22 protein-coding genes and 1 other annotated feature are annotated in these 21,365 nt (G+C 53.4%); of the genes, 8 read left to right on the top strand and 14 right to left on the bottom strand.

Annotation, left to right across the window (positions count from 1 at the left end):
• Positions 1 to 136: 136 nt before the first annotated feature.
• The 8 genes from ppsR to IB214_RS13145 all read left to right on the top strand — a co-directional run bounded on the left by ppsR (position 137) and on the right by IB214_RS13145 (position 8,254).
• Positions 137 to 970, top strand: a complete 834-nt coding sequence (ppsR, locus tag IB214_RS13110; protein ID WP_096757238.1) for a posphoenolpyruvate synthetase regulatory kinase/phosphorylase PpsR — start codon at positions 137 to 139, stop codon at positions 968 to 970.
• Positions 971 to 1,125: 155 nt separating this feature from the next.
• Positions 1,126 to 2,172, top strand: coding sequence for a 3-deoxy-7-phosphoheptulonate synthase AroH (gene aroH, locus IB214_RS13115; RefSeq protein ID WP_117343007.1), 1,047 nt, complete (start codon positions 1,126 to 1,128; stop codon positions 2,170 to 2,172).
• Positions 2,173 to 2,350: 178 nt separating this feature from the next.
• Positions 2,351 to 2,539 (top strand): hemin uptake protein HemP, encoded by a 189-nt coding sequence (gene hemP, locus IB214_RS13120; protein ID WP_115258651.1) that lies wholly within the window; start codon positions 2,351 to 2,353, stop codon positions 2,537 to 2,539.
• A gap of 75 nt (positions 2,540 to 2,614) precedes the next feature.
• Entirely contained in the window at positions 2,615 to 4,597 is a 1,983-nt protein-coding gene (locus tag IB214_RS13125; RefSeq protein ID WP_117343006.1) for a TonB-dependent hemoglobin/transferrin/lactoferrin family receptor, read from the top strand.
• Between the two features lie 46 nt (positions 4,598 to 4,643).
• On the top strand, positions 4,644 to 5,672 hold the full coding sequence (locus IB214_RS13130; protein ID WP_117343005.1) for a ChuX/HutX family heme-like substrate-binding protein: 1,029 nt from the start codon (positions 4,644 to 4,646) through the stop codon (positions 5,670 to 5,672).
• The gene (locus IB214_RS13135) at positions 5,669 to 6,490 is read left to right on the top strand and encodes a hemin ABC transporter substrate-binding protein (RefSeq protein ID WP_117343004.1); all 822 of its coding nucleotides are present in this window, start codon (positions 5,669 to 5,671) and stop codon (positions 6,488 to 6,490) included. The genes IB214_RS13130 and IB214_RS13135 overlap by 4 nt, the downstream gene beginning before the upstream one ends.
• Positions 6,490 to 7,482 carry an iron ABC transporter permease gene (locus IB214_RS13140; RefSeq protein ID WP_117343003.1) on the top strand — a complete coding sequence of 331 codons (993 nt, stop codon included), beginning with the start codon at positions 6,490 to 6,492 and terminating at the stop codon, positions 7,480 to 7,482. The genes IB214_RS13135 and IB214_RS13140 overlap by 1 nt, the downstream gene beginning before the upstream one ends.
• Complete coding sequence (locus IB214_RS13145) at positions 7,475 to 8,254, top strand: heme ABC transporter ATP-binding protein (RefSeq protein ID WP_115258656.1); 780 nt, start codon at positions 7,475 to 7,477, stop codon at positions 8,252 to 8,254. Before IB214_RS13140 ends, IB214_RS13145 begins: the two co-directional genes overlap by 8 nt.
• Here the strand turns inward: IB214_RS13145 and selO are convergent.
• The 14 genes from selO to thrS form a co-directional block, all read right to left on the bottom strand.
• On the bottom strand, positions 8,251 to 9,693 hold the full coding sequence (selO, locus tag IB214_RS13150; protein WP_117343002.1) for a protein adenylyltransferase SelO: 1,443 nt from the start codon (positions 9,691 to 9,693) through the stop codon (positions 8,251 to 8,253). The genes IB214_RS13145 and selO overlap by 4 nt on opposite strands.
• Before the next feature lie 61 nt (positions 9,694 to 9,754).
• Positions 9,755 to 10,468 carry an EAL domain-containing protein gene (locus IB214_RS13155; protein WP_117343001.1) on the bottom strand — a complete coding sequence of 238 codons (714 nt, stop codon included), beginning with the start codon at positions 10,466 to 10,468 and terminating at the stop codon, positions 9,755 to 9,757.
• Positions 10,469 to 10,786: 318 nt separating this feature from the next.
• Entirely contained in the window at positions 10,787 to 11,251 is a 465-nt protein-coding gene (locus tag IB214_RS13160) for an NlpC/P60 family protein (RefSeq protein ID WP_096757248.1), read from the bottom strand.
• 77 nt (positions 11,252 to 11,328) lie between these two features.
• Complete coding sequence (btuD, locus tag IB214_RS13165) at positions 11,329 to 12,078, bottom strand: vitamin B12 ABC transporter ATP-binding protein BtuD (RefSeq protein WP_117343000.1); 750 nt, start codon at positions 12,076 to 12,078, stop codon at positions 11,329 to 11,331.
• Positions 12,078 to 12,629, bottom strand: a complete 552-nt coding sequence (locus IB214_RS13170) for a glutathione peroxidase (protein WP_117342999.1) — start codon at positions 12,627 to 12,629, stop codon at positions 12,078 to 12,080. Before IB214_RS13170 ends, btuD begins: the two co-directional genes overlap by 1 nt.
• A 66-nt stretch (positions 12,630 to 12,695) precedes the next feature.
• Positions 12,696 to 13,676, bottom strand: a complete 981-nt coding sequence (gene btuC / locus IB214_RS13175) for a vitamin B12 ABC transporter permease BtuC (protein WP_096757251.1) — start codon at positions 13,674 to 13,676, stop codon at positions 12,696 to 12,698.
• Between the two features lie 280 nt (positions 13,677 to 13,956).
• Positions 13,957 to 14,256, bottom strand: coding sequence for an integration host factor subunit alpha (ihfA, locus tag IB214_RS13180; protein ID WP_003030571.1), 300 nt, complete (start codon positions 14,254 to 14,256; stop codon positions 13,957 to 13,959).
• Positions 14,257 to 14,260: 4 nt separating this feature from the next.
• A complete protein-coding gene (pheT, locus tag IB214_RS13185; RefSeq protein WP_117342998.1) occupies positions 14,261 to 16,648 on the bottom strand; it encodes a phenylalanine--tRNA ligase subunit beta in 2,388 nt (795 codons plus the stop codon).
• A 15-nt stretch (positions 16,649 to 16,663) separates the two neighbouring features.
• On the bottom strand, positions 16,664 to 17,647 hold the full coding sequence (pheS, locus tag IB214_RS13190) for a phenylalanine--tRNA ligase subunit alpha (RefSeq protein ID WP_045442121.1): 984 nt from the start codon (positions 17,645 to 17,647) through the stop codon (positions 16,664 to 16,666).
• Positions 17,648 to 17,772: 125 nt separating this feature from the next.
• Positions 17,773 to 17,897, bottom strand: a sequence feature (Phe leader region).
• A complete protein-coding gene (pheM, locus tag IB214_RS13195) occupies positions 17,848 to 17,892 on the bottom strand; it encodes a pheST operon leader peptide PheM (protein WP_001386830.1) in 45 nt (14 codons plus the stop codon). (Overlaps the previous feature by 45 nt.)
• A 120-nt stretch (positions 17,898 to 18,017) precedes the next feature.
• On the bottom strand, positions 18,018 to 18,374 hold the full coding sequence (gene rplT, locus IB214_RS13200) for a 50S ribosomal protein L20 (RefSeq protein WP_003030578.1): 357 nt from the start codon (positions 18,372 to 18,374) through the stop codon (positions 18,018 to 18,020).
• Positions 18,375 to 18,429: 55 nt separating this feature from the next.
• On the bottom strand, positions 18,430 to 18,627 hold the full coding sequence (gene rpmI, locus IB214_RS13205; protein WP_003030583.1) for a 50S ribosomal protein L35: 198 nt from the start codon (positions 18,625 to 18,627) through the stop codon (positions 18,430 to 18,432).
• Positions 18,628 to 18,723: 96 nt separating this feature from the next.
• The gene (gene infC, locus IB214_RS13210) at positions 18,724 to 19,266 is read right to left on the bottom strand and encodes a translation initiation factor IF-3 (protein WP_071830666.1); all 543 of its coding nucleotides are present in this window, start codon (positions 19,264 to 19,266) and stop codon (positions 18,724 to 18,726) included.
• A 3-nt stretch (positions 19,267 to 19,269) separates the two neighbouring features.
• Positions 19,270 to 21,198: a threonine--tRNA ligase gene (gene thrS / locus IB214_RS13215; RefSeq protein WP_096757253.1), complete on the bottom strand. Its 1,929-nt coding sequence runs from the start codon at positions 21,196 to 21,198 to the stop codon at positions 19,270 to 19,272.
• Positions 21,199 to 21,365 lie beyond the last annotated feature (167 nt).

Consider the following 21,365-nt stretch of genomic DNA (forward strand, 5'->3'; position numbering starts at 1 on the left):
TCCGAAAAATGAAATGTACTTTTCAGTAAATATAAAAATACCGTTTCATTTTATAAAATGGCGACAACAATATTCGCTTCTGACGCATTTTAATTTATGCTTTCAGAGAATTATATCTGCCCCCAGGATGAGCAAAATGGATAATGCTGTTGATCGTCACGTATTTTATATTTCTGATGGCACGGCCATCACCGCAGAGGTATTGGGCCACGCAGTGATGTCGCAATTTCCGGTTACGATCAGCAGTATTACGCTGCCGTTTGTTGAAAATGAGAGCCGCGCCCGCGCGGTGAAAGACCAGATTGACGCCATTTACCAGCAAACGGGCGTACGCCCGTTAGTGTTCTACTCCATTGTATTGCCGGAGATTCGCGCAATCATTTTGCAAAGCGAGGGCTTCTGTCAGGATATCGTCCAGGCGCTGGTCGCACCGCTGCAACATGAGATGAAACTCGACCCGACTCCAATCGCTCATCGCACGCACGGACTGAATCCCGGCAACCTCAATAAGTACGACGCGCGCATTGCCGCCATTGATTACGCCCTCGCCCACGATGACGGTATTTCGTTGCGCAACCTCGATCAGGCGCAGGTTATTTTGCTCGGCGTCTCCCGCTGCGGTAAAACGCCAACCAGCCTGTATCTGGCGATGCAGTTTGGCATTCGGGCGGCGAACTACCCCTTTATTGCCGATGATATGGATAACCTGGTACTGCCCGCGTCGCTAAAACCGCTGCAACATAAACTTTTTGGTCTGACCATTGATCCGGAACGTCTGACGGCGATCCGCGAGGAGCGTAGAGAAAACAGTCGTTATGCCTCGCTGCGTCAGTGCCGCATGGAAGTAGCCGAAGTTGAAGCGTTATACCGTAAAAACAAGATCCCATGGCTCAACAGTACCAACTATTCGGTAGAAGAAATTGCCACCAAGATCCTCGATATTATGGGACTAAATCGTCGTATGTACTAGAATGCTAGTGCAATGGTTCATTTTTTGTTAGCATAAACTTTGGCTTGCGAGGTGTGACACGCCTCGCACTTGAAATCAGCAGGGATTGGTTTATCGTGATGCGCATCACTTCCCGGTAGTCCTGCCGTTGAAGCAACAAATTTCTGAGACACGTAATGAACCGAACTGATGAACTCCGTACTGCGCGTATTGACAATCTGGTCACTCCCGCTGAGCTGGCGCAACGGCATCCTGTGTCGTCCTCTGTCGCTCATCACGTGACGGATTCCCGACGCCGGATAGAAAAAATACTGAATGGCGAAGATCCTCGTTTGCTGGTGATCGTGGGTCCCTGCTCGATTCACGACCTCGATGCGGCCCTGGAATACGCCACGCGCTTGCAGACGCTGCGCACCCAACACCAGGCACGCCTGGAAATCGTGATGCGGACCTATTTTGAAAAACCGCGCACCGTCGTGGGCTGGAAAGGCTTAATTTCCGACCCGGACCTGAACGGCAGCTACCGCGTTAACCACGGCATTGAGCTGGCGCGTAAACTCCTGCTACAGGTCAACGAGCTGGGGGTCCCTACGGCCACCGAATTCCTCGATATGGTCACCGGCCAGTTTATTGCCGATCTGATCAGCTGGGGCGCTATCGGCGCACGTACTACCGAAAGCCAGATCCACCGTGAAATGGCCTCTGCGCTGTCCTGCCCGGTTGGGTTTAAAAACGGGACGGATGGTAATACGCGTATCGCCGTCGATGCGATTCGCGCTTCCCGCGCCAGCCATATGTTCCTCTCACCGGATAAAACCGGTCAGATGACCATCTATCAGACCAGCGGCAACCCGTACGGGCATATCATCATGCGCGGTGGTAAAAAGCCGAATTACTTTGCAGAAGATATTGCCGCCGCCTGCGATACGCTGCATGAATTTTCGCTGCCGGAGCATCTGGTCGTCGATTTCAGCCACGGCAATTGCCAGAAGCAGCATCGCCGCCAGCTGGAGGTGTGTGATGACGTCTGTCAGCAAATTCGCAATGGCTCAACGGCCATTGCCGGGATTATGGCAGAAAGTTTCCTGCGCGAAGGGACACAAAAAATCGTCAGCGGTCAGCCGCTGGTCTACGGTCAGTCCATAACCGACCCCTGCCTGAGTTGGGACGATACCGAACTGCTGGTCGAAAAACTCGCGGCTGCGGTGGATAGCCGCTTCTAACTTTTTCGCCGGGTAGCATATGTTACCCGGTGACAATCCCTTGTTTTCCTCCTGTTTTTTCCTCTTTTTTGCTCAAAAATCGCTCTCGTCACAATTTTTTCACAAAAAGGCTTGCCGCAAATTTTTACTTTGATGATAATGATTATCATTGTTACATTGATTGTTATTTTTAAACACTATGTCACGTATGGATAACACAACGGCAACGCCTGCAAAAAAGAAGACACCACCCCCTACCCCCGTCGCTGAGCGTCGAATTGACAGCAAAAGCCTGCTGGGCAATGAGGGACGTGTGATCATTGAGCATGACGGGCAGCATTACCTGCTGCGCCAGACCCATGCCGGAAAACTAATTTTAACGAAATAACCCCACACATTTCGCCAGCCACCCAGGTTATCCCCAGGCAGCCAGCGCTTTTCGAGTTTCTAATGGAGAGTTGCTATGCCTTACCTGCACACCGCGAGGATGCGCCCATCGCTGCTGGCGCTGGCGATCGTCTGCAGTCTTCCTGGCGCCGCCTACGCGGCGGTTGAAGACATGACCGTTACCGCGACCGGCAATGCTCGCAGCGCCTTTGAAGCACCGATGATGGTCAGCGTCATCGACGCGACGGCCCCGGAAAATCAAACCGCCAGCTCCGCCGCAGACCTGCTGCGCAGGGTCCCCGGCCTGACTCTTGACGGCACCGGTCGCACCAACGGCCAGGACGTCAATCTGCGCGGCTACGACCGACGCGGCGTGCTGGTACTGGTTGACGGCGTCCGTCAAGGCACTGACACCGGACACCTCAACAGCACCTTCCTCGATCCTGCCCTCATCAAGCGTATTGAAGTGGTGCGCGGCCCGTCCGCGCTGCTGTACGGCAGCGGCGCGCTGGGCGGCGTCATTGCCTATGAGACGGCGAATGCCAGCGATCTACTGGGTGCGGGAAAAAACAGCGGGTATCGCGTGTTCGGTACCGCTGCCACGGGGGATCACAGCCTCGGGATGGGTGCCAGCACGTATGGCCGCACCGATACGCTGGACGGACTGCTGTCCTGGTCCAGCCGTGACCGGGGTGACCTCCGTCAGAGTAACGGCACCACCGCGCCGAACAACGAAGCGATTAATAATATGCTGGCGAAAGGCAGCTGGAAAATTGACAACGCCCAGACGTTGGCCGGCTCACTGCGCTATTACAACAACGATGCACGGGAACCTAAAAACCCGCAGGTCAGTGACGCTGACAGCAGCAATCCAATGACCGACCGTTCGACGATCCAGCGCGATGCCCAACTGACCTACTCGGTAGCCCCGGCGGATAATAACTGGCTGAATGCCGATGCGCGCATTTACTGGTCTGAAGCGCGCATTAACGCACAAAACCCGGATGCCACCGGCGAGTTTCGTAAGCAAACCACCACAGGTGGGAAGATTGACAACCGTACGCGCCTGTTTAGCGACACCTTTGCCGCACATCTGCTGACATATGGCGGCGAGTACTATCGTCAGGAGCAAAAACCAGCGGGAGCCACTACCGGTTTCCCACAGGCGAAAATTGATTTCAGCTCCGGCTGGCTACAGGACGAAATCACCCTGCGTGACCTGCCGGTGACCTTGCTGGGCGGCACGCGTTATGACTCTTACCGCGGTAGCAGCGACGGTTACGCGGACGTCGATGCCGATAAATGGTCGTCCCGCGCAGGAATGACCGTAACCCCAACCGACTGGCTGATGCTATTTGGATCTTACGCCCAGGCCTTCAGAGCGCCAACCATGGGCGAAATGTACAACGATGCGAAACACTTCTCCATCGGTCGCTTCTACACCAACTACTGGGTACCTAATCCGAATCTGCGCCCGGAAACCAACGAAACGCAGGAGTATGGTTTTGGTCTGCGCTTTGACGATTTGCTGCTGGCGAACGATGCCCTTGAATTTAAAGCCAGCTATTTTGACACGAAAGCGAAAGACTATATCTCCACCCGCGTCGATTTCGCCGCCGCAACGACGATGTCCTACAACGTTGCTAACGCCAAAATCTGGGGCTGGGACGTGATGACAACTTATTCCACCGATCTGTTCAGCCTGGATCTGGCCTATAACCGCACGCGCGGCAAAGACACCGACACCGGTGAATATATTTCCAGCATTAACCCGGACACCGTCACCAGCAAGCTAAACGTGCCTGTCGCGCACAGCGGTTTCTCAGTTGGCTGGCTCGGTACCTTTGCCGACCGTTCAACCCATATCAGCAACAGCTACACTAAACAGCCCGGCTATGCGGTCAACGACTTCTATGTCAGCTACCAGGGGCAGCAGGCGCTGAAAGGCATGACCACCACGCTGGTGCTGGGTAACGCCTTTGACAAAGCGTACTGGTCGCCGCAGGGCATTCCACAAGATGGACGCAACGGCAAAATTTTCGTGAGTTATCAGTGGTAATCACTTTGCCCCGGACACCGGGGCAGCAATCGGAAAGGAAGAGGCAATGAATTACTACACCCGCTGGCTGGAACTGAAAAAAGAACATCCTGGCAAATACGCCCGTGACATCGCAGGTCTGTTGCATATCAGCGAAGCTGAACTGACCTTTGCGCGCGTTGGTCATGACGCCTGGCGCCTGCGCGGTGAGGTGCGCGAGATCCTCAGTGCACTGGAGGCCGTGGGCGAAACCAAATGCATTTGTCGCAATGAATACGCGGTGCATGAAGTTATTGGCGCGTTTACGAATCAACACCTGAACGGCCATGCTGGGCTCATTCTGAATCCGCGCGCCCTCGATCTGCGCCTGTTCTTGAATCAATGGGCCAGCGCATTTCACATCAGCGAGAACACCGCTCACGGCGAGCGCCAGAGCATCCAGTTTTTCGATAGTCAGGGCGACGCGTTGCTAAAGGTCTACACCACGCAGCATACCGATATTGCTGCCTGGGGCTCGCTGCTGACCCGTTTCATCTTTGCGGAAAACCCACCGCTGATGCTGCAAACACTCGAAACCGCCGTTTGTGGCGTTAACGCAGACGCTACGGCGGTAGATGCAGAGTGGCGCACCATGACCGATGTGCACCAGTTTTTTGGCCTGCTGAAACGCCACAACCTAACCCGTCAGCAGGCCTTTCGCCTGGTGGGTGACGATCTGGCCTGCAAAGTGGCGAACAGTGCGGTGGCCCAATTGCTGGAAACTGCACGTCAGGATGGCAACGAAATTATGGTATTTGTCGGCAACCGCGGCTGCGTGCAGATTTTTACCGGCGTGGTAGAAAAATTGGTGCCAATGAAAGGCTGGCTGAATATTTTCAACCCGACCTTTACGCTGCATCTGCTGGAAGAGACCGTCGCCGAGACGTGGGTCACGCGTAAGCCGACCGCTGACGGTCACGTCACCAGCCTGGAACTGTTTGCCGCAGACGGTACGCAAATCGCCCAGCTGTATGGGCAGCGTACGGAGGGCGAGCCAGAACAGAAGCAATGGCGTACGCAAATCGACGCGTTAGCACCGAAAGGGCTGGCCGCATGAAGATACTGTGGGTCCTGATGGCGTTTCTGCCGCTGACGGCTCAGGCCGCGCCCGAAGAGAAAGTGGTTGCCCTCGGCGGTGACGTGACAGAGATTGTCTTCGCGCTGGGCGCGCAGTCATCCCTTGTGGCGCGGGATAGCACCAGCCAGTGGCCGGCGGCGGCAACGGCATTGCCGGACGTGGGCTATTTACGTCAGCTCAATGCCGAAGGGATCCTGGCCACCCGCCCTACGCTGGTTTTGGCCAGCGCGCAGGCGCAGCCCTCATTGGCGCTTGAACAGCTCAAGCAAAGTCAGGTCAACGTTGTTACGGTGCCGGCAGGTAATGCGCTTAGCGTGATTGATGAGAAAGTCCGGGTGATTGCACAGGCAACCCATCGTCAGGCTCAAGGCGAGGCGCTACGCCAAACCCTACGCCAGGCGCTGGCTGAACTGCCCTCCTCGGAACTCAACAAACGCGTGCTGTTCATTCTCAATCACGGCGGAATGACCGCCATGGCGGCCGGACAGCAAACCGGAGCCGATGCAGCCATTCGTGCCGCAGGTTTGCGCAACGCTATGCAAGGGTTTACCCGTTACCAACCCTTGTCTCAAGAAGGAGTGATTGCCAGTCAGCCCGATCTGGTGGTGATTTCCCAAGACGGCGTCAACGCGATGGGGGGTGAAGATAATCTGTGGACGCTGCCGGGACTGGCGCAAACGCCCGCTGGTCGTAATAAGCAGGTGTTGCAGATTGACGATATGGCATTGCTGGGTTTTAGCGTGCGTACGCCGCAGGCCATCCAGCAACTGCGTGCCAAAGCGGAGCAATTGCCCTGATGCCCTGGCGTATCACCTGCTCTTTGTGGATGCTGGCCGCTACGCTGGTCGTGATGACGATTGTGGCCACCGGTTTTGGCGCATTGCGTCTGCCGGTAAGCCTTTTCTGGCGCGAGGGAGATGGCGCGCTGCGTCAAATCTGGCTCACTATTCGACTGCCGCGCGTGCTGCTGGCGCTGGTGATTGGCGGTTCACTGGCGCTGGCGGGCTGTGTGATGCAGGGGTTGTTTCGCAATCCACTTGCCGATCCGGGCCTGTTGGGGATCAGTAGCGGAGCCGCCTGCGCCGTCGCATTGTGGGTAGTATTACCGGTCACCTTACCGGCGCTGCTGATGCTGTATGCCCCGATGCTGGCGGCATTTCTCGGCGCACTCGCCGCCACCGGAGTGATTTTTATCCTCAGTCAACAGCGCGACGGTTCGCTTTCACGCCTGTTGCTGGTGGGTATTGCCATCAATGCATTGTGCGGAGCTGCGGTCGGCGTGTTGTCGTGGGTCAGCAATGATGCGCAACTGCGCCAGTTGTCGCTGTGGGGGATGGGCAGTCTGGGGACCGCGCAGTGGTCAACACTGCTGGCGGTCACTTCGCTGATGCTGCCCACGGTGCTTTTCATCTGGCGTTTAGCCCCGACGCTGAATCTGCTGCAGCTCGGAGAGGAAGACGCGCACTATCTTGGCGTGGATGTCCGTCGGGTGCAGTGCATTTTACTGCTATGCAGCGCACTGTTAGTAGCCGCAGCCGTCGCGGTCTGCGGCGTAATTGGTTTTATCGGTTTGGTTATCCCTCATTTGATGCGCATGTGGCTTGGTAGCGATCATCAGGCGGTGATCCCAGGCTCTGTATTGGCGGGGGCATGTTTACTGTTGATCGCCGACACCCTCGCGCGAACAGCGGTTTCGCCCGCTGAGATGCCGGTGGGTCTGTTGACCAGTATTCTCGGTGCGCCGTGGTTTTTGTGGCTTATTTTTCGTCAGCGAGGTCCGCATGGCTGAACATTTCATCGCCGAAAATCTGTACTATCATGTGGCGGATCGTTCGGTGATTCGCGACGTGTCACTGACGCTGACAAAGGGTGAACTGGTGGCGTTGATCGGCCCAAATGGTGCGGGGAAGTCCACGCTGCTGCGCCTGCTGACCGGCTTTCTGACACCGACAGCCGGGCGCTGCTTACTGAACGGAAAACCGCTGAATGACTGGCGTATACAGAGTCTGTCTCGCCATCGCGCAGTCATGCGGCAACAAACACAGATAGGCTTTGACTGGCAGGTCGAAGCCGTGATCGCCATGGGGCGAGCGCCCTGGACCCAACGACCCGAACCGGCGCTTATTGCTCAGGTGATGGCGATGACCGGATGTACACCGCTAGCTGGCAGGCACTACGCCGCACTTTCCGGCGGCGAGCAGCAACGAGTACAGCTTGCCCGTGCGCTGGCGCAGTTGTGGTGCGACGGCGCGCCGCGCGGCTGGCTATTCCTTGATGAACCTACTTCAGCGTTAGATCTCTACCACCAGCAGCAGCTGTTACGTTTGTTAACGTCGCTAACGGCTGCGGGGGAGTTACACGTATGCGTAGTCCTTCACGATCTCAATCTTGCCGCGCTGTGGGCCGACAAAATTATCTTGCTCCATGACGGACATATAGTCTCTCAGGGGACGCCGGAAGCCGTATTACAGGCCAATGAGCTGATGCGCTGGTACGGCGCCCAGCTTCACATTGGCCTGCACCCGGCTAACGCCTCGCCGCAGGTTTTTCTCGCCCGTTAGCTTGAACAACTGACTTCCAGCCGCTTACCCCAGTCTGGCGGACGGCTGACATAGTCATCATCCCTGTCGGCATACGGCGTGCGCAACGCAATGTGTAAGCGATGCAGTTCAGCGTAATCCCCCTGCTCTGCCTGGCTAATTGCCCGCTGCGCCAGCCAGTTGCGTAACACCATTGCCGGGTTGGCAGCTTTCATTTGCGCCTGTCTTACTTCGTCCGCCACGTTATCCTGTTGCAAACGTGAACGATAGCGCGCAAACCAGTCATCAAATGCTGCGCGGTCGATAAACTCATCGCGCAACGGCGAAGACGCACTATGTTGCTCCGTCTGACTCAGCATACGAAACGTTCGCGTAAAATCGCTTCTTTCCCGTGCCATCAGGCTAAACAGTTCGCTGAGCAATTCGTTATCGTTTTTTTGCTCGCTAAAGAAGCCCAACTTTTGTCGCATCCGCTGCCCATAACGGGTCAGCAGCGCCAGTTGATAGTTATCCAGCGCGTCATTGAGTGCGTCGGCCGCAATAAACGGCGACAGGGTTTGCGCCAGCCGCTGCAAATTCCACAGCGCGGCAGCCGGTTGATTATCGAAACTGTATCGCCCCTGGTGATCCGAATGATTACAGATAAAATCAGGCACATAGTCATCCAGAAAACCGAAGGGACCGTAGTCCATCGTCAGCCCCAGAATCGACATGTTGTCGGTGTTCATCACCCCGTGCGCAAACCCTACCGTCTGCCAGTCGGCAATTAAGGTCGCGGTGCGCGTGACCACGTCCTGAAACCACCGTTGATATTTATCCGCCTCGTCCTGCCAGTGCGGCCAATAATAGCGAATCGCAAAATCGGCCAGTTGACGTACTTTTTCGGGTTCACGACGATAGTAGAAGTGTTCAAAGTGACCAAAGCGCATATGACTTTGCGCCACGCGAATCAGCATCGCCCCGGCTTCTACCGTTTCGCGGTAGACCGGCGTGTCGCTGGTGACCACCGACAGCGCTCGCGTCGTGGGGATCCCGAGATAATGCATGGCTTCGCTGGCCAGACTTTCGCGGATCGTCGAACGCAGTACCGCACGCCCGTCTCCCATGCGCGAATATGGCGTAAGTCCCGCGCCTTTCAGATGCCAGTCAAGCGTCGAGCCATCGGCGAGCAGCTGTTCGCCCAGCAGGATCCCGCGTCCGTCACCCAACTGCCCTGCCCAAACACCAAACTGATGTCCGCTATAGACCTGCGCCAACGGCGACATGCCGGGAAGCAGCGTTTCACCGCCGCAAACGCCTGCGTTATTTTCACTATTAAACAACGTAGCTGGGATCCCTAATTGCTCAGCAAGCATATCGTTATGCCAAATTACGCGCGCATTTTTCAGGGGAGTAGGCGAAAGTGCCGTATAGGTTGCTGGCAATTCATCACGCCAGCGGGTGGTAAAAGACAGGGTCATAGGGCCTCCTGCCTCTAGTGTAGACTGTTAACGAACGGTTAAACACCGGCAAATGCAAGGGTTATCCTTGCATCAATGAGGTTATCTGCGCGGGTAATACAGCCGGCCATAGCGCACCCTGCATGGCGCTGAATCCCAGGGGCAATACCCGTTCGAGCATCTCCTGCGTATCAATGCCGCTGATGATTATTGATTCGCAGTCTGGGGATATTTGTGCCTGAATGGCGCGCATAAAAGGCTCAAACGAATTTTGCGTAATACGTTGTTGAATAAAGTGTTTATCCAGTACGACACGTTTGAACAGGCCATCAAAAATTGCACGCGTGGATATGCCTGGCGCACCGAAGTTGGTCAAGACTAATGGAAATCGCGCCGCTAATGCCGCCAGTATTGGATTTTCTTTACCCTTGTTTAACTCGGGAAAACTTTCATTAATGGTTAATTCAATAAATGAAAATCGTTCAATACGAGAAGCATATTCTGCATCTAATAATAAAGTATTAGCGACTGCCGGAGTTAAATTAAGCCACGCAGAAATGTTGCGTTGAATAAAAAAATGTTGGCATGTTTCGATTAATTCGAGTTTTTCGCTAAATAAACGACGCTGCTCATCGTCCGACATCCGAGGTATGACCAACCCTGATGGCATATGCACTACGCCGTCAGGACTAACAAAATGGGTGATGATGTCTACGTATTTAAGATCGCCTCCTGCACTTCTCGCAGGAAGAAAAGAGAGCTCAGAATGATAAAGATTATCCAGTGAAACTATCATTGTGCCAGCCCCGCTGCATGGGTGTAATCCGGCATCCTGTAGCAAAGGATGGAAAAATACGTCACATCAGATGCAAATTGAGGCTCTTTCATTTTTCCCTTTTTAGCCAGTAAATCGAATCCTTTTTTTTAGCTTATCCTGATTATAAGCTAATATCCAGCTTTGTACTTTTTAATAACTCGGCGTAAATCATATTTTTAGCAAAATACTCTCTTAATGCACAGGGTTATTGTCAGTGCAGCAGCTGAAGTGAAAGTTGACTTTAAATGGCGATGATGGAACTGCTTCATACATGACCAGCCCCATCACCCGGGAGATTTAAATACGTCGCGCCTGCCAGAAATTTTTACGCCAGTAGACATTATCAAGCGAGGAGCGCATCACGCCACGACTGGTGGAGGCATGAATAAATTGATTATTGGTATCGTAAATACCGACGTGTAGCCCGCTTTCACCCGATCCGGTTTTAAAGAAAACCAGATCGCCTGGCAGCAATTCATCTTTATCAATTTCGGTACCAATCTTTGACTGCGTGCGCGTATCGCGCGGTAATTGCAGGTCGAATTTATCGCGCATCGTCATCAGTACAAAGCCAGAACAATCCACGCCGCTCCGGCTCATGCCGCCATAACGATAAGGTGTACCACGCCAGTGCTGTAACTGGTCGTTAAGACCGGCAATCACGGCGATAGAGTCCGATAACCGGGCATTGGGTGCGGGAGCGCGATGGCTACTGCACCCTGCCAAAAACAAAGCTGTGATAAAAAGAAGCCAAAAACGCATGCAGGACGAATCCTCTATTTTTTATTCTTGCGCCAATTTAGCGTGGAAATAATGGGGTTTTCAAGAGCCCATTTAACTTAAGTGGTTGATATGAGCATTCTGTGGCCTTCGATATCCAGACGACGGAAGTTTACGCCATAAGCCTGAGAGAGATTAGCCGGCGTCAGCACCGCATCGCGTGTACCACTGGCCAACAACTTCCCGCGCTTGAGTAACCAGGCTTTGTGCGCATGACGCAGCGTATGGTTCAGGTCATGACTGCTCATCACAATTGCAATTCCCTGCTGACAGAGTCGGCCCAATAGGCGGTCCAGTGCATTTTGTTGCGCAACATCCAGACTGTTCATCGGTTCATCTAACAGCAACAGTTGGCCGTGCGGATTAGCCTGCGGACAAATTTGCAGTATTACCGCCGCAAGACGCACCCGCTGCCATTCGCCGCCAGAAAGCTGATTCGACCCACGTCCAAGTTTATCACCCAACCCAAGCGCGTCGGCCGTCTCCTGCAGCAAATCGGTACGCGTTTTATCAGGCTGATGCAGCGTCAGAAAATGCCAAACCGGCATGGCAAACGGGGGGTTTTGTTGTTGCGCAAGATAAGCGCGATGTTGCGCCAGTTTTGCCGCAGGCCAGTCATCGAGCGGCACATCACCCAACACGATGGTTCCTTCACCGGTCGTTAACCCCGCCATCCTCGCCAGCAGCGTGCTTTTTCCTGCGCCGTTGGGTCCGACAAGGTGTAGGATCTCCCCGGCCCTTATTTCACCGGAAAGCGGGCCAAGCCGGGTCGATTCCGCCACATTCTGGAGCTGCATCAAAGGAGACATTATTTTGCCAGCGTCGCGTTGATATGTTCCACAAGGATAGGGTCTTCAGGCGTCATATCGGGTGAAAAACGCTGTAAAACCTGACCATCGCGCCCGACTAAAAACTTCTCGAAATTCCACAGAATATCGTCCGGGTAGAGCGGCGCGCGCCCTTTGCTCGCCATGCGCGCATAAAACCCACTGTCGGCTGGCGCTACGGCGGTGGGCGCAGCGGCAATCAGCTTCTGATACAGCGGATGGCGCGCTTCGCCGTTGACATCTATTTTACTGAACATGGGGAAAGTAACGCCCCAGGTAGTACTGCACCAGGTTTTAATTTCCTCTTCACTACCGGGTTCCTGACCGAGAAACTGATTGCAGGGGAACCCCAACACGGTAAATCCCTGCTCGTGCCATGTTTTCTGCAGATTCTCCAGTTGCTCATACTGCGGCGTTAATCCACATTTTGAGGCAACATTAACAATTAACAGAACTTTTCCGGCATACGCTTGTAATGAGACGACATCTCCGTCGATAGTCGTCACTTCGGTATTGAAAATAGTGTCTTGCATAGCATCTCCAGGTGGATAGTCAGCGATCAATTTTCCGTGTTTAATCATAGTCCGAACCGCAGACGTCTAGCGCCCGGATTTTAACAATAACCAGATAAATACCGGTGCACCCATGGTTGCCGTTACCACGCCGATAGGCAGTTCAGCCGACGCCAGCACCAGACGTGCCACAACATCCGCTAACAGTAATGCAATAGCCCCCGCCAGCGCACAGCCAGGCAGCAATACGCGATGATCGGTTAATCCACACAGTCGCAGAATATGCGGGATAACCAGGCCGATAAAACCAATGGCGCCAGCAAGCGCCACGCTGACCCCCACCATCCAGCCAGTGGCCACCACCAGCAGGTTCCGCCAGAACCATAAAGGCAGCCCTAGCTGGCGCGCAGACGTCTCCCCCAGCGCCAGCATATTCATCGGCTGCGACTGACAGCAAATCCACAGTAAAACGGGCAGCAGCGCGACCATCAGCCAGGCCTGCTGCCAGTCAACACCGCCAAAGCCGCCCATCATCCAGTACATTAACTGTCGCAGATCAAAAGAGGTTGAGAAGTAGATAGCCCACGTCATCAAGGCGCTACAAATAATACCCAGCGCCACGCCCGCCAGCAGCAGACGGCTGGTCGACAGGTGGCGGCGGGCAAAACGCAGAAGGATAAGCGTGATGATCAGCGCCCCGGCAATCGCGCACAGGCCCAGCGCCCAGCCGGGTAACTGGCCCTGCCCCAATAGCACCGCGGCGATGAGTCCAACGCCTGCGCCGTTAGACACGCCCAGCAGGCCTGGTTCGGCTAACGGGTTTTCGAACAGCGCCTGCATCACAGCACCGGACAGCGCCAGCGCGGCACCGACCAGCAGTACGGCCAGCGTACGAGGAAGTCGAATTTGCCACACGAACAGATCGCCACGAGCGCTAAACCAGTTGCCGGGCGCAATCCACTGTTCGCCTGCGCACAGGCTGAGGATCGTTGCCAGCAGCATCAGCGCTGACAGAGACAATATCCAGCGTACATTTCGTCGCTGTTGTTGATGGGCGAAGGTCAGCATGTTTTCCATTCTGCTGAAAAGAGATGGGGGGGATTTTACGGTGCTGATTCGGTAGTGGAAAGGAAAAAGGCCGCAGAGCGGCCTTTTTAGTTATACCCGTCATACTTCCAGCCGCATGTGCGTTGGCTTTACTCGCTCACCCCAGTCACGTACTTATGTACGCTCCTGGAGATTCGCTGCGTCGCCGCCTTCCTGCAACTCGAAGTATTTAGGGTATATATACGTCATGCTTTTCACTGCCGCTTTGATGGCGGCGTAAGTGACTTAGCGGAACGTCAAATCACTCTTCTTTGGGCGTTGCGTTTTCGACCCGACTTTTTAACTTCTGTCCGGGTCTGAAGGTCACCACGCGCCGTGCTGTAATGGGAATATCTTCGCCCGTTTTCGGGTTACGTCCCGGGCGTTGATTCTTATCACGCAGATCGAAGTTACCAAAACCAGAGAGTTTTACCTGCTCACCATTTTCCAGAGCACGACGGATCTCTTCGAAAAACAGCTCGACCAGTTCTTTGGCATCCCGCTTGCTAAGCCCAAGCTTATCAAACAGATATTCTGACATTTCAGCTTTTGTAAGCGCCATAGGTTCAATCCCTCAATGATGCCTGGAATCGCTCTTTTAATGCCTCTACACATTTGGCGACGGTAGCGGCAATCTCCTCTTCTTCAAGTGTACGGCTGGTATCCTGAAGGATCAGGCTGATAGCGAGGCTCTTATAACCCTCCGCAACACCCTTACCGCGGTACACGTCAAATAAGTTTACGCCAACTACCTGATTTACGCCAACTTTCTTACACTCGGATAAAATATCCGCAGCGGGAACGTTTTCTGCCACCACCACGGCGATATCACGGCGGTTCGCCGGGAAGCGAGAAACTTCACGAGCCTGAGGCACCACGCGGTCTGCGAGCTTGTTCCACTCCAGTTCAAACACTAAAGTGCGACCGTTCAGATCCAGTTTACGTTCCAGCTCAGGATGAACAACCCCAATGAAACCAATACGTTCACCTTTCAGATAAATCGCCGCAGACTGGCCCGGATGTAATGCCGGATTGGCTTCAGCTTTGAACTGAATGCCACCCAGTTTACCGGTCAGGTCGAGAACCGCTTCCAGATCGCCTTTCAGATCATAGAAATCAACGGCCTCTTTTGCCAGGTTCCAGTGTTCATCATGACGGTTGCCGCAGATCGCACCTGCCAACATCAGATCCTGACGGATCCCGAGGTTAGCCTGGGTATCGGGAACAAAACGTAAACCCGTTTCGAAAATACGCACGCGGTTCTGCTGACGGTTCTGGTTATACACCACCGTAGACAGCAAGCCGGTCCACAGGGACAAACGCATTGCCGACATGTCGATTGAGATTGGGCTTGGCAGCAACAGCGCTTCTTCACCCGGATGCAGCAACGCCTGAACTTTCGGGTCGACGAAGCTGTAGGTGATCACTTCCTGGTAGCCTTTATCATTGAGCATGGTTTTGACACGCTTCAGCGATAAATCTGCTTCGCGATGCGTCCCCATGATCAGGCCTGCCTGAATAGGCGTATTCGGGATATTGTCATAACCGTATACGCGGGCAATTTCTTCGACCAGGTCTTCTTCAATCGACATGTCGAAACGCCAGCTCGGTGCAACCGCCAGCCACTCATCCTGGCCTTCCGTCACGTCACAACCCAGACGACGCAGAATATCGCTCACCTGCTCATCGGCAATATGATGGCCAATCAGACGATCCAGTTTGCTACGACGAAGCGTAATGGTTGCGCGTTTTGGCAGCGTGGCTTCGGTCGTCACATCGATAACCGGACCGGCTTCGCCGCCGCAGATATCAATCAGCAGACGCGTTGCACGCTCCATAGCTTTGTGCTGCAGTGCCGGATCGACGCCACGCTCATAGCGGTGAGAGGCATCGGTGTGCAGACCGTGACGACGCGCGCGACCCGTAATGGACAGCGGGCTGAAGAACGCACATTCCAGCAGGACGTTTTGCGTCTCATCATTCACACCAGAGTGCTCACCGCCAAAGATGCCGCCCATTGCCAACGCTTTGTTGTGGTCAGCAATAACCAGCGTATCCGCATTCAGTTTTGCTTCGCTGCCGTCCAGCAATACCAGGGTCTCACCCTCTTTTGCCATTCGCACAACAATTCCGCCTTCAATGCGGTCTTTGTCGAACGCATGCATCGGCTGACCCAGTTCGAGCAGTACATAGTTGGTCACATCAACCACGGCATCGATGGAACGGATCCCGCAACGACGCAGTTTCTCTTTCATCCACAGCGGCGTTGGTGCTTTAACATTGATACCTTTAACCACACGGCCCAGATAGCGCGGACAGGCGTCAACGGCTTCAACCTGGATTGGCAGCACGTCATCAACTGTCGCCGCCACTGGGACGATTTCCGGCTCAACCAGCGGGGCTTTGTTCAGTACCGCAACATCGCGTGCAACACCGATGATGCCTAAGCAGTCGGCGCGGTTCGGCGTAACGCTGATTTCGATAGTGTTATCGTCAAGCTTCAGGTATTCGCGGATATCGGTGCCAATCGGCGCATCCGCCGGCAGTTCGATAATCCCGTTATGATCATCGGAAATACCCAGCTCAGAGAACGAGCACAGCATCCCTTCTGACGGCTCACCGCGCAGTTTGGCGGCTTTAATCTTGAAGTCGCCCGGCAGAACGGCACCGATGGTCGCCACGGCGACTCTTAATCCCTGACGGCAGTTAGGTGCGCCACAGACGATATCCAGCAGACGATCGCCGCCCACATTAACTTTGGTGACACGCAGTTTGTCTGCGTTCGGGTGCTGGCCGCACTCAACCACTTCACCGACCACTACGCCGTTAAATTCACCGGCAACGGCTTCAACGCCGTCGACCTCGAGGCCCGCCATGGTGATCTGGTTTGACAGCGCATCGCTATCAATTGCCGGGTTTACCCATTCGCGTAACCACAGTTCACTGAATTTCATTGTTTTATCCTGCCTTTATTTAAACTGTTTGAGGAAACGCAGATCGTTTTCGAAGAAAGAACGCAGATCGGTGACGCCGTAACGCAGCATGGTCAGACGCTCCATACCCATACCGAAGGCAAAGCCTGAGTAGATTTCTGGGTCGATACCAACGTTACGCAGCACGTTCGGGTGGACCATACCGCAGCCCAACACTTCCAGCCATTTGCCATTTTTCCCCATTACGTCAACTTCCGCAGAAGGCTCAGTGAACGGGAAATAGGAAGGACGGAAACGTACCTGCAGATCCTCTTCAAAGAAGTTACGCAGGAAATCGTGCAGCGTGCCTTTCAGGTTGGTGAAGTTGATGTTGGTATCAACAATTAAGCCTTCCATCTGATGGAACATCGGGGTGTGCGTCTGATCGTAGTCGTTACGATACACGCGGCCCGGCGCGATAATGCGGATTGGCGGCTGTTTTTCTTTCATGGTGCGGATCTGCACGCCAGAGGTCTGGGTACGCAGCAGACGCGTAGCGTCAAACCAGAACGTGTCGTGGTCAGCACGCGCCGGGTGATGGCCTGGAATATTCAGCGCATCGAAGTTGTGGTAGTCATCTTCGATTTCCGGTCCCGTCGCCACGGTAAATCCGAGCTCACCGAAGAAGCTTTCAATCCTGTCGATGGTACGTGTGACCGGATGCAACCCGCCGTTTTCAATACGACGGCCCGGCAGGGAGATATCAATGGTTTCTTCTGCCAGACGTGCATTCAGCGCAGCATTTTCTAAATCAGCTTTACGCGCGTTCAGCGCCTGCTGTACCTGCTCTTTGGCTTCATTGATAACCGCACCTGCTGCCGGACGCTCTTCAGGCGGCAGTTCGCGCAGGGTTGTCATTTGCAGGGTCAAATGCCCTTTCTTACCCAAATATTCGACGCGGACATTGTCTAATGCGGCAACATCTGAAGCCTGGTTAATGGCGGCCGTTGCACTGGCAACCAGCTCTGCGAGATGTGACATGGTTTTCCTCGTTGTGTGGCGATATTCATATGTCGCTCATATATACACAAAATCATTCAAGTTGCATCCAGGCGGCAAGAGAGCAAAATGCAGCCAATACAGGGGCCGCTTGAAGGATTACGTGTATAAAAAAAGCCTCCACCAGGGAGGCTCTTAGGCGCTGTTTTCCGTTTCTTCTTTCACGCGCTAGCCTCCCGGATTCAGGTGCTAAAGTAAAAAAAGAAGCGGAAAATAGCAGCATTCATGCTTGCGTTACCTTATGTAGTAAAAACCGGACAACCTTTATTGAAAAGGCTTACGGGTGAATTGTCAACTAATTGATTACGCTACAAATAAAAGAGAGGGAGCCAAGCTCCCTCTTTTCACCGGCTTATGCCAGAGCTGCTTTCGCTTTTTCAACCAGAGCGGTGAACGCTACTTTGTCGAATACTGCGATGTCAGCCAGGATCTTACGGTCGATTTCAACAGAGGCTTTTTTCAGGCCGTTGATGAATTTGCTGTAAGAAATACCGTTCTGACGTGCTGCTGCGTTGATACGCGCAATCCACAGTTGACGGAACTGACGCTTTTTCTGACGACGGTCACGATAAGCGTACTGACCAGCTTTGATAACAGCCTGGAAGGCAACGCGGTATACGCGAGAACGCGCACCGTAGTAGCCTTTAGCTTGTTTCAAAATTTTCTTGTGACGTGCACGGGCAACTACACCACGTTTTACGCGAGCCATATGTGCTCTCCTGTATCTATATTCTTAGTAAAAAAATTAATTAAACGTTAACGGCTTATGCGTACGGCAGGCACGCGATAACCAGACCCAGATCGCCTTTAGACACGAGGCCTTTTGGACGCAGGTGACGTTTACGCTTAGTAGATTTTTTGGTCAGAATATGACGCAGGTTTGCGTGCTTACGCTTAAATCCACCACCACCGGTTTTTTTGAAGCGCTTAGCAGCACCGCGTACGGTCTTAATTTTTGGCATTTTAATAACTTCCACTTCGCATTGTTAATAAACGAAACATAGGCGAACAAAACCTGCGAAGCCCGTAGGCTCCACAGGAATTGCTACTTGAAGGCCTTACTGTTTCTTCTTAGGAGCGAGCACCATGATCATCTGGCGGCCTTCGATCTTCGTAGGGAAGGATTCGACCACTGCCAGTTCACTCAGATCGTCACGGACGCGCGTAAGCACTTCCATACCGATCTGTTGGTGAGCCATCTCACGGCCGCGGAAACGCAGCGTGATCTTAGCTTTATCACCCTCTTCCAGAAAGCGTACCAGGCTGCGGAGTTTTACCTGGTAATCGCCATCGTCGGTGCCAGGACGGAATTTAATTTCCTTAACCTGGATAACTTTTTGCTTTTTCTTCTGTTCCTTAGAAGATTTACTCTTTTCATAAAGGAACTTGCCGTAGTCCATAATACGACAAACTGGCGGTTCGGCGTTAGGGCTGATTTCAACTAAATCTACTCCAGCTTCTTCAGCTTTTTCGATAGCTTCTCTCAGACTCACAATACCCAAAGCTTCGCCTTCCAGACCTGTTAAGCGAACTTCCAGGGCGCGAATCTCGCCATTGATACGATTCGGACGTGCCGTTTGAACTCGTTTTCCGCCTTTAATACCTTATTCCTCCAGTTGTTGAAGACTGCGGCTGCGAATCTCTTGTTGCAGCTTCTCGATAACTTCACTTACGTCCAGGCTGCCCAAGTCTTTGCCACGACGGGTACGCACGGCAACTTTGCCTGCTTCTACCTCTTTGTCGCCACAGACCAACATGTAAGGGACACGACGTAAAGTGTGCTCGCGGATTTTAAAGCCAATCTTCTCATTTCTCAAGTCTGCTTTTACACGAATACCCGCATTTTGTAGTTTCTGCGTTAATTCGTTGACGTATTCAGACTGCGAATCGGTAATATTCATGACCACAACCTGAACCGGCGCAAGCCAGGTCGGGAAGAAGCCAGCGAACTCTTCGGTCAGGATACCAATGAAACGTTCCATTGACCCAAGAATCGCGCGGTGAATCATTACCGGTACCTGACGCTCGTTGTTTTCGCCAACATAAGAGGCGCTCAGACGAGACGGCAGAGAGAAGTCCAGCTGTACAGTACCGCACTGCCATGCGCGATCGAGGCAGTCATACAGGGTAAATTCAATTTTCGGACCGTAGAATGCGCCTTCACCCAGTTGGAACTCAAACGGGATGTTGTTTTCTTCCAGCGCAACCGCTAAGTCCGCTTCAGCACGGTCCCACATTTCATCGCTACCGATACGTTTCTCGGGGCGAGTGGACAGTTTGACAACGATTTTCTCGAAGCCAAAGGTGCTGTACATATCGTAGACCATACGAATGCAGGCGTTAACTTCATCACGAATCTGCTCTTCGGTACAGAAGATATGCGCATCATCTTGAGTGAAGCCACGTACGCGCATCAGTCCGTGCAGCGCACCTGACGGTTCGTTACGGTGACAGCTACCAAATTCCGCCATACGCAGCGGCAGGTCGCGATACGATTTCAGACCCTGATTAAAGATCTGAACGTGGCCTGGGCAGTTCATTGGCTTGATGCAGTATTCACGGTTCTCTGAAGAGGTGGTGAACATCGCATCCTTGTAGTTGTCCCAGTGCCCTGTTTTTTCCCACAGCACACGGTCCATCATGAACGGGCCTTTCACTTCCTGATACTGGTATTCTTTCAGTTTCGAACGAACGAAAACTTCCAGTTCACGGAAAATTGTCCAGCCATCGTTATGCCAGAACACCATACCTGGCGCTTCTTCCTGCATATGATACAGGTCAAGCTGCTTACCAATTTTACGGTGGTCGCGTTTAGCCGCTTCTTCCAGACGTTGCAGGTAGGCACTCAGCGCTTTTTTATCGGCCCATGCAGTACCATAAATGCGCTGCAGCATCTTGTTGTTGCTGTCGCCGCGCCAGTATGCCCCAGCGGTCTTCATCAGTTTGAAGTGATGACAGAAACGCATGTTCGGCACGTGCGGGCCACGGCACATATCGACGTATTCTTCATGATGATACAAGCCAGGCTTGTCATCATGGGCAATATTTTCATCAAGGATAGAGACTTTATAGGTCTCGCCACGCTTCACGAACGTTTCACGCGCTTCGTACCAGCTGACTTTCTTCTTGATGACATCGTAGTTTTTCTCAGCGAGCTCGTGCATCCGCTTTTCGAGCGCGTCGACGTCTTCCTGGGTTAACGTACGGTCAAGATCGATATCGTAGTAAAAGCCGTTGTCAACAACCGGTCCGATCGCCATTTTGGTGTGCGGCCAGAGTTGTTTGATCGCGTGCCCTAACAGGTGCGCACAGGAGTGACGAATGATCTCCAGACCTTCATCATCCTTAGCGGTAATGATGGAGAGTTTCGCATCCTGTTCAATCAGATCGGAAGCATCAACCAGCTCACCGTTTACACGGCCAGCGATAGTGGCTTTCGCCAGACCTGGACCGATGTCCAGCGCAACATCCATGGGACTTACAGCGTGGTCGTAATGGCGTTGGCTGCCATCAGGAAGAGTAATAACAGGCATGTTATATCCTTATTTGCAGTGGTGCCCCACACGTAAGAGCACATACAAAGTTTCACTATTTAAAATTTATCAAAAAGGTGTGGGCTGATTCCCGCTTCACTCTGCGAAATATGTCACGCATTACCTGACTGGCAACGCTGTAACCTACACCCGCTTTTTGATAACAC

The organism is Citrobacter sp. C1, assembly GCF_014596895.2.
In the GTDB taxonomy this organism is placed as follows: domain Bacteria; phylum Pseudomonadota; class Gammaproteobacteria; order Enterobacterales; family Enterobacteriaceae; genus Citrobacter; species Citrobacter gillenii.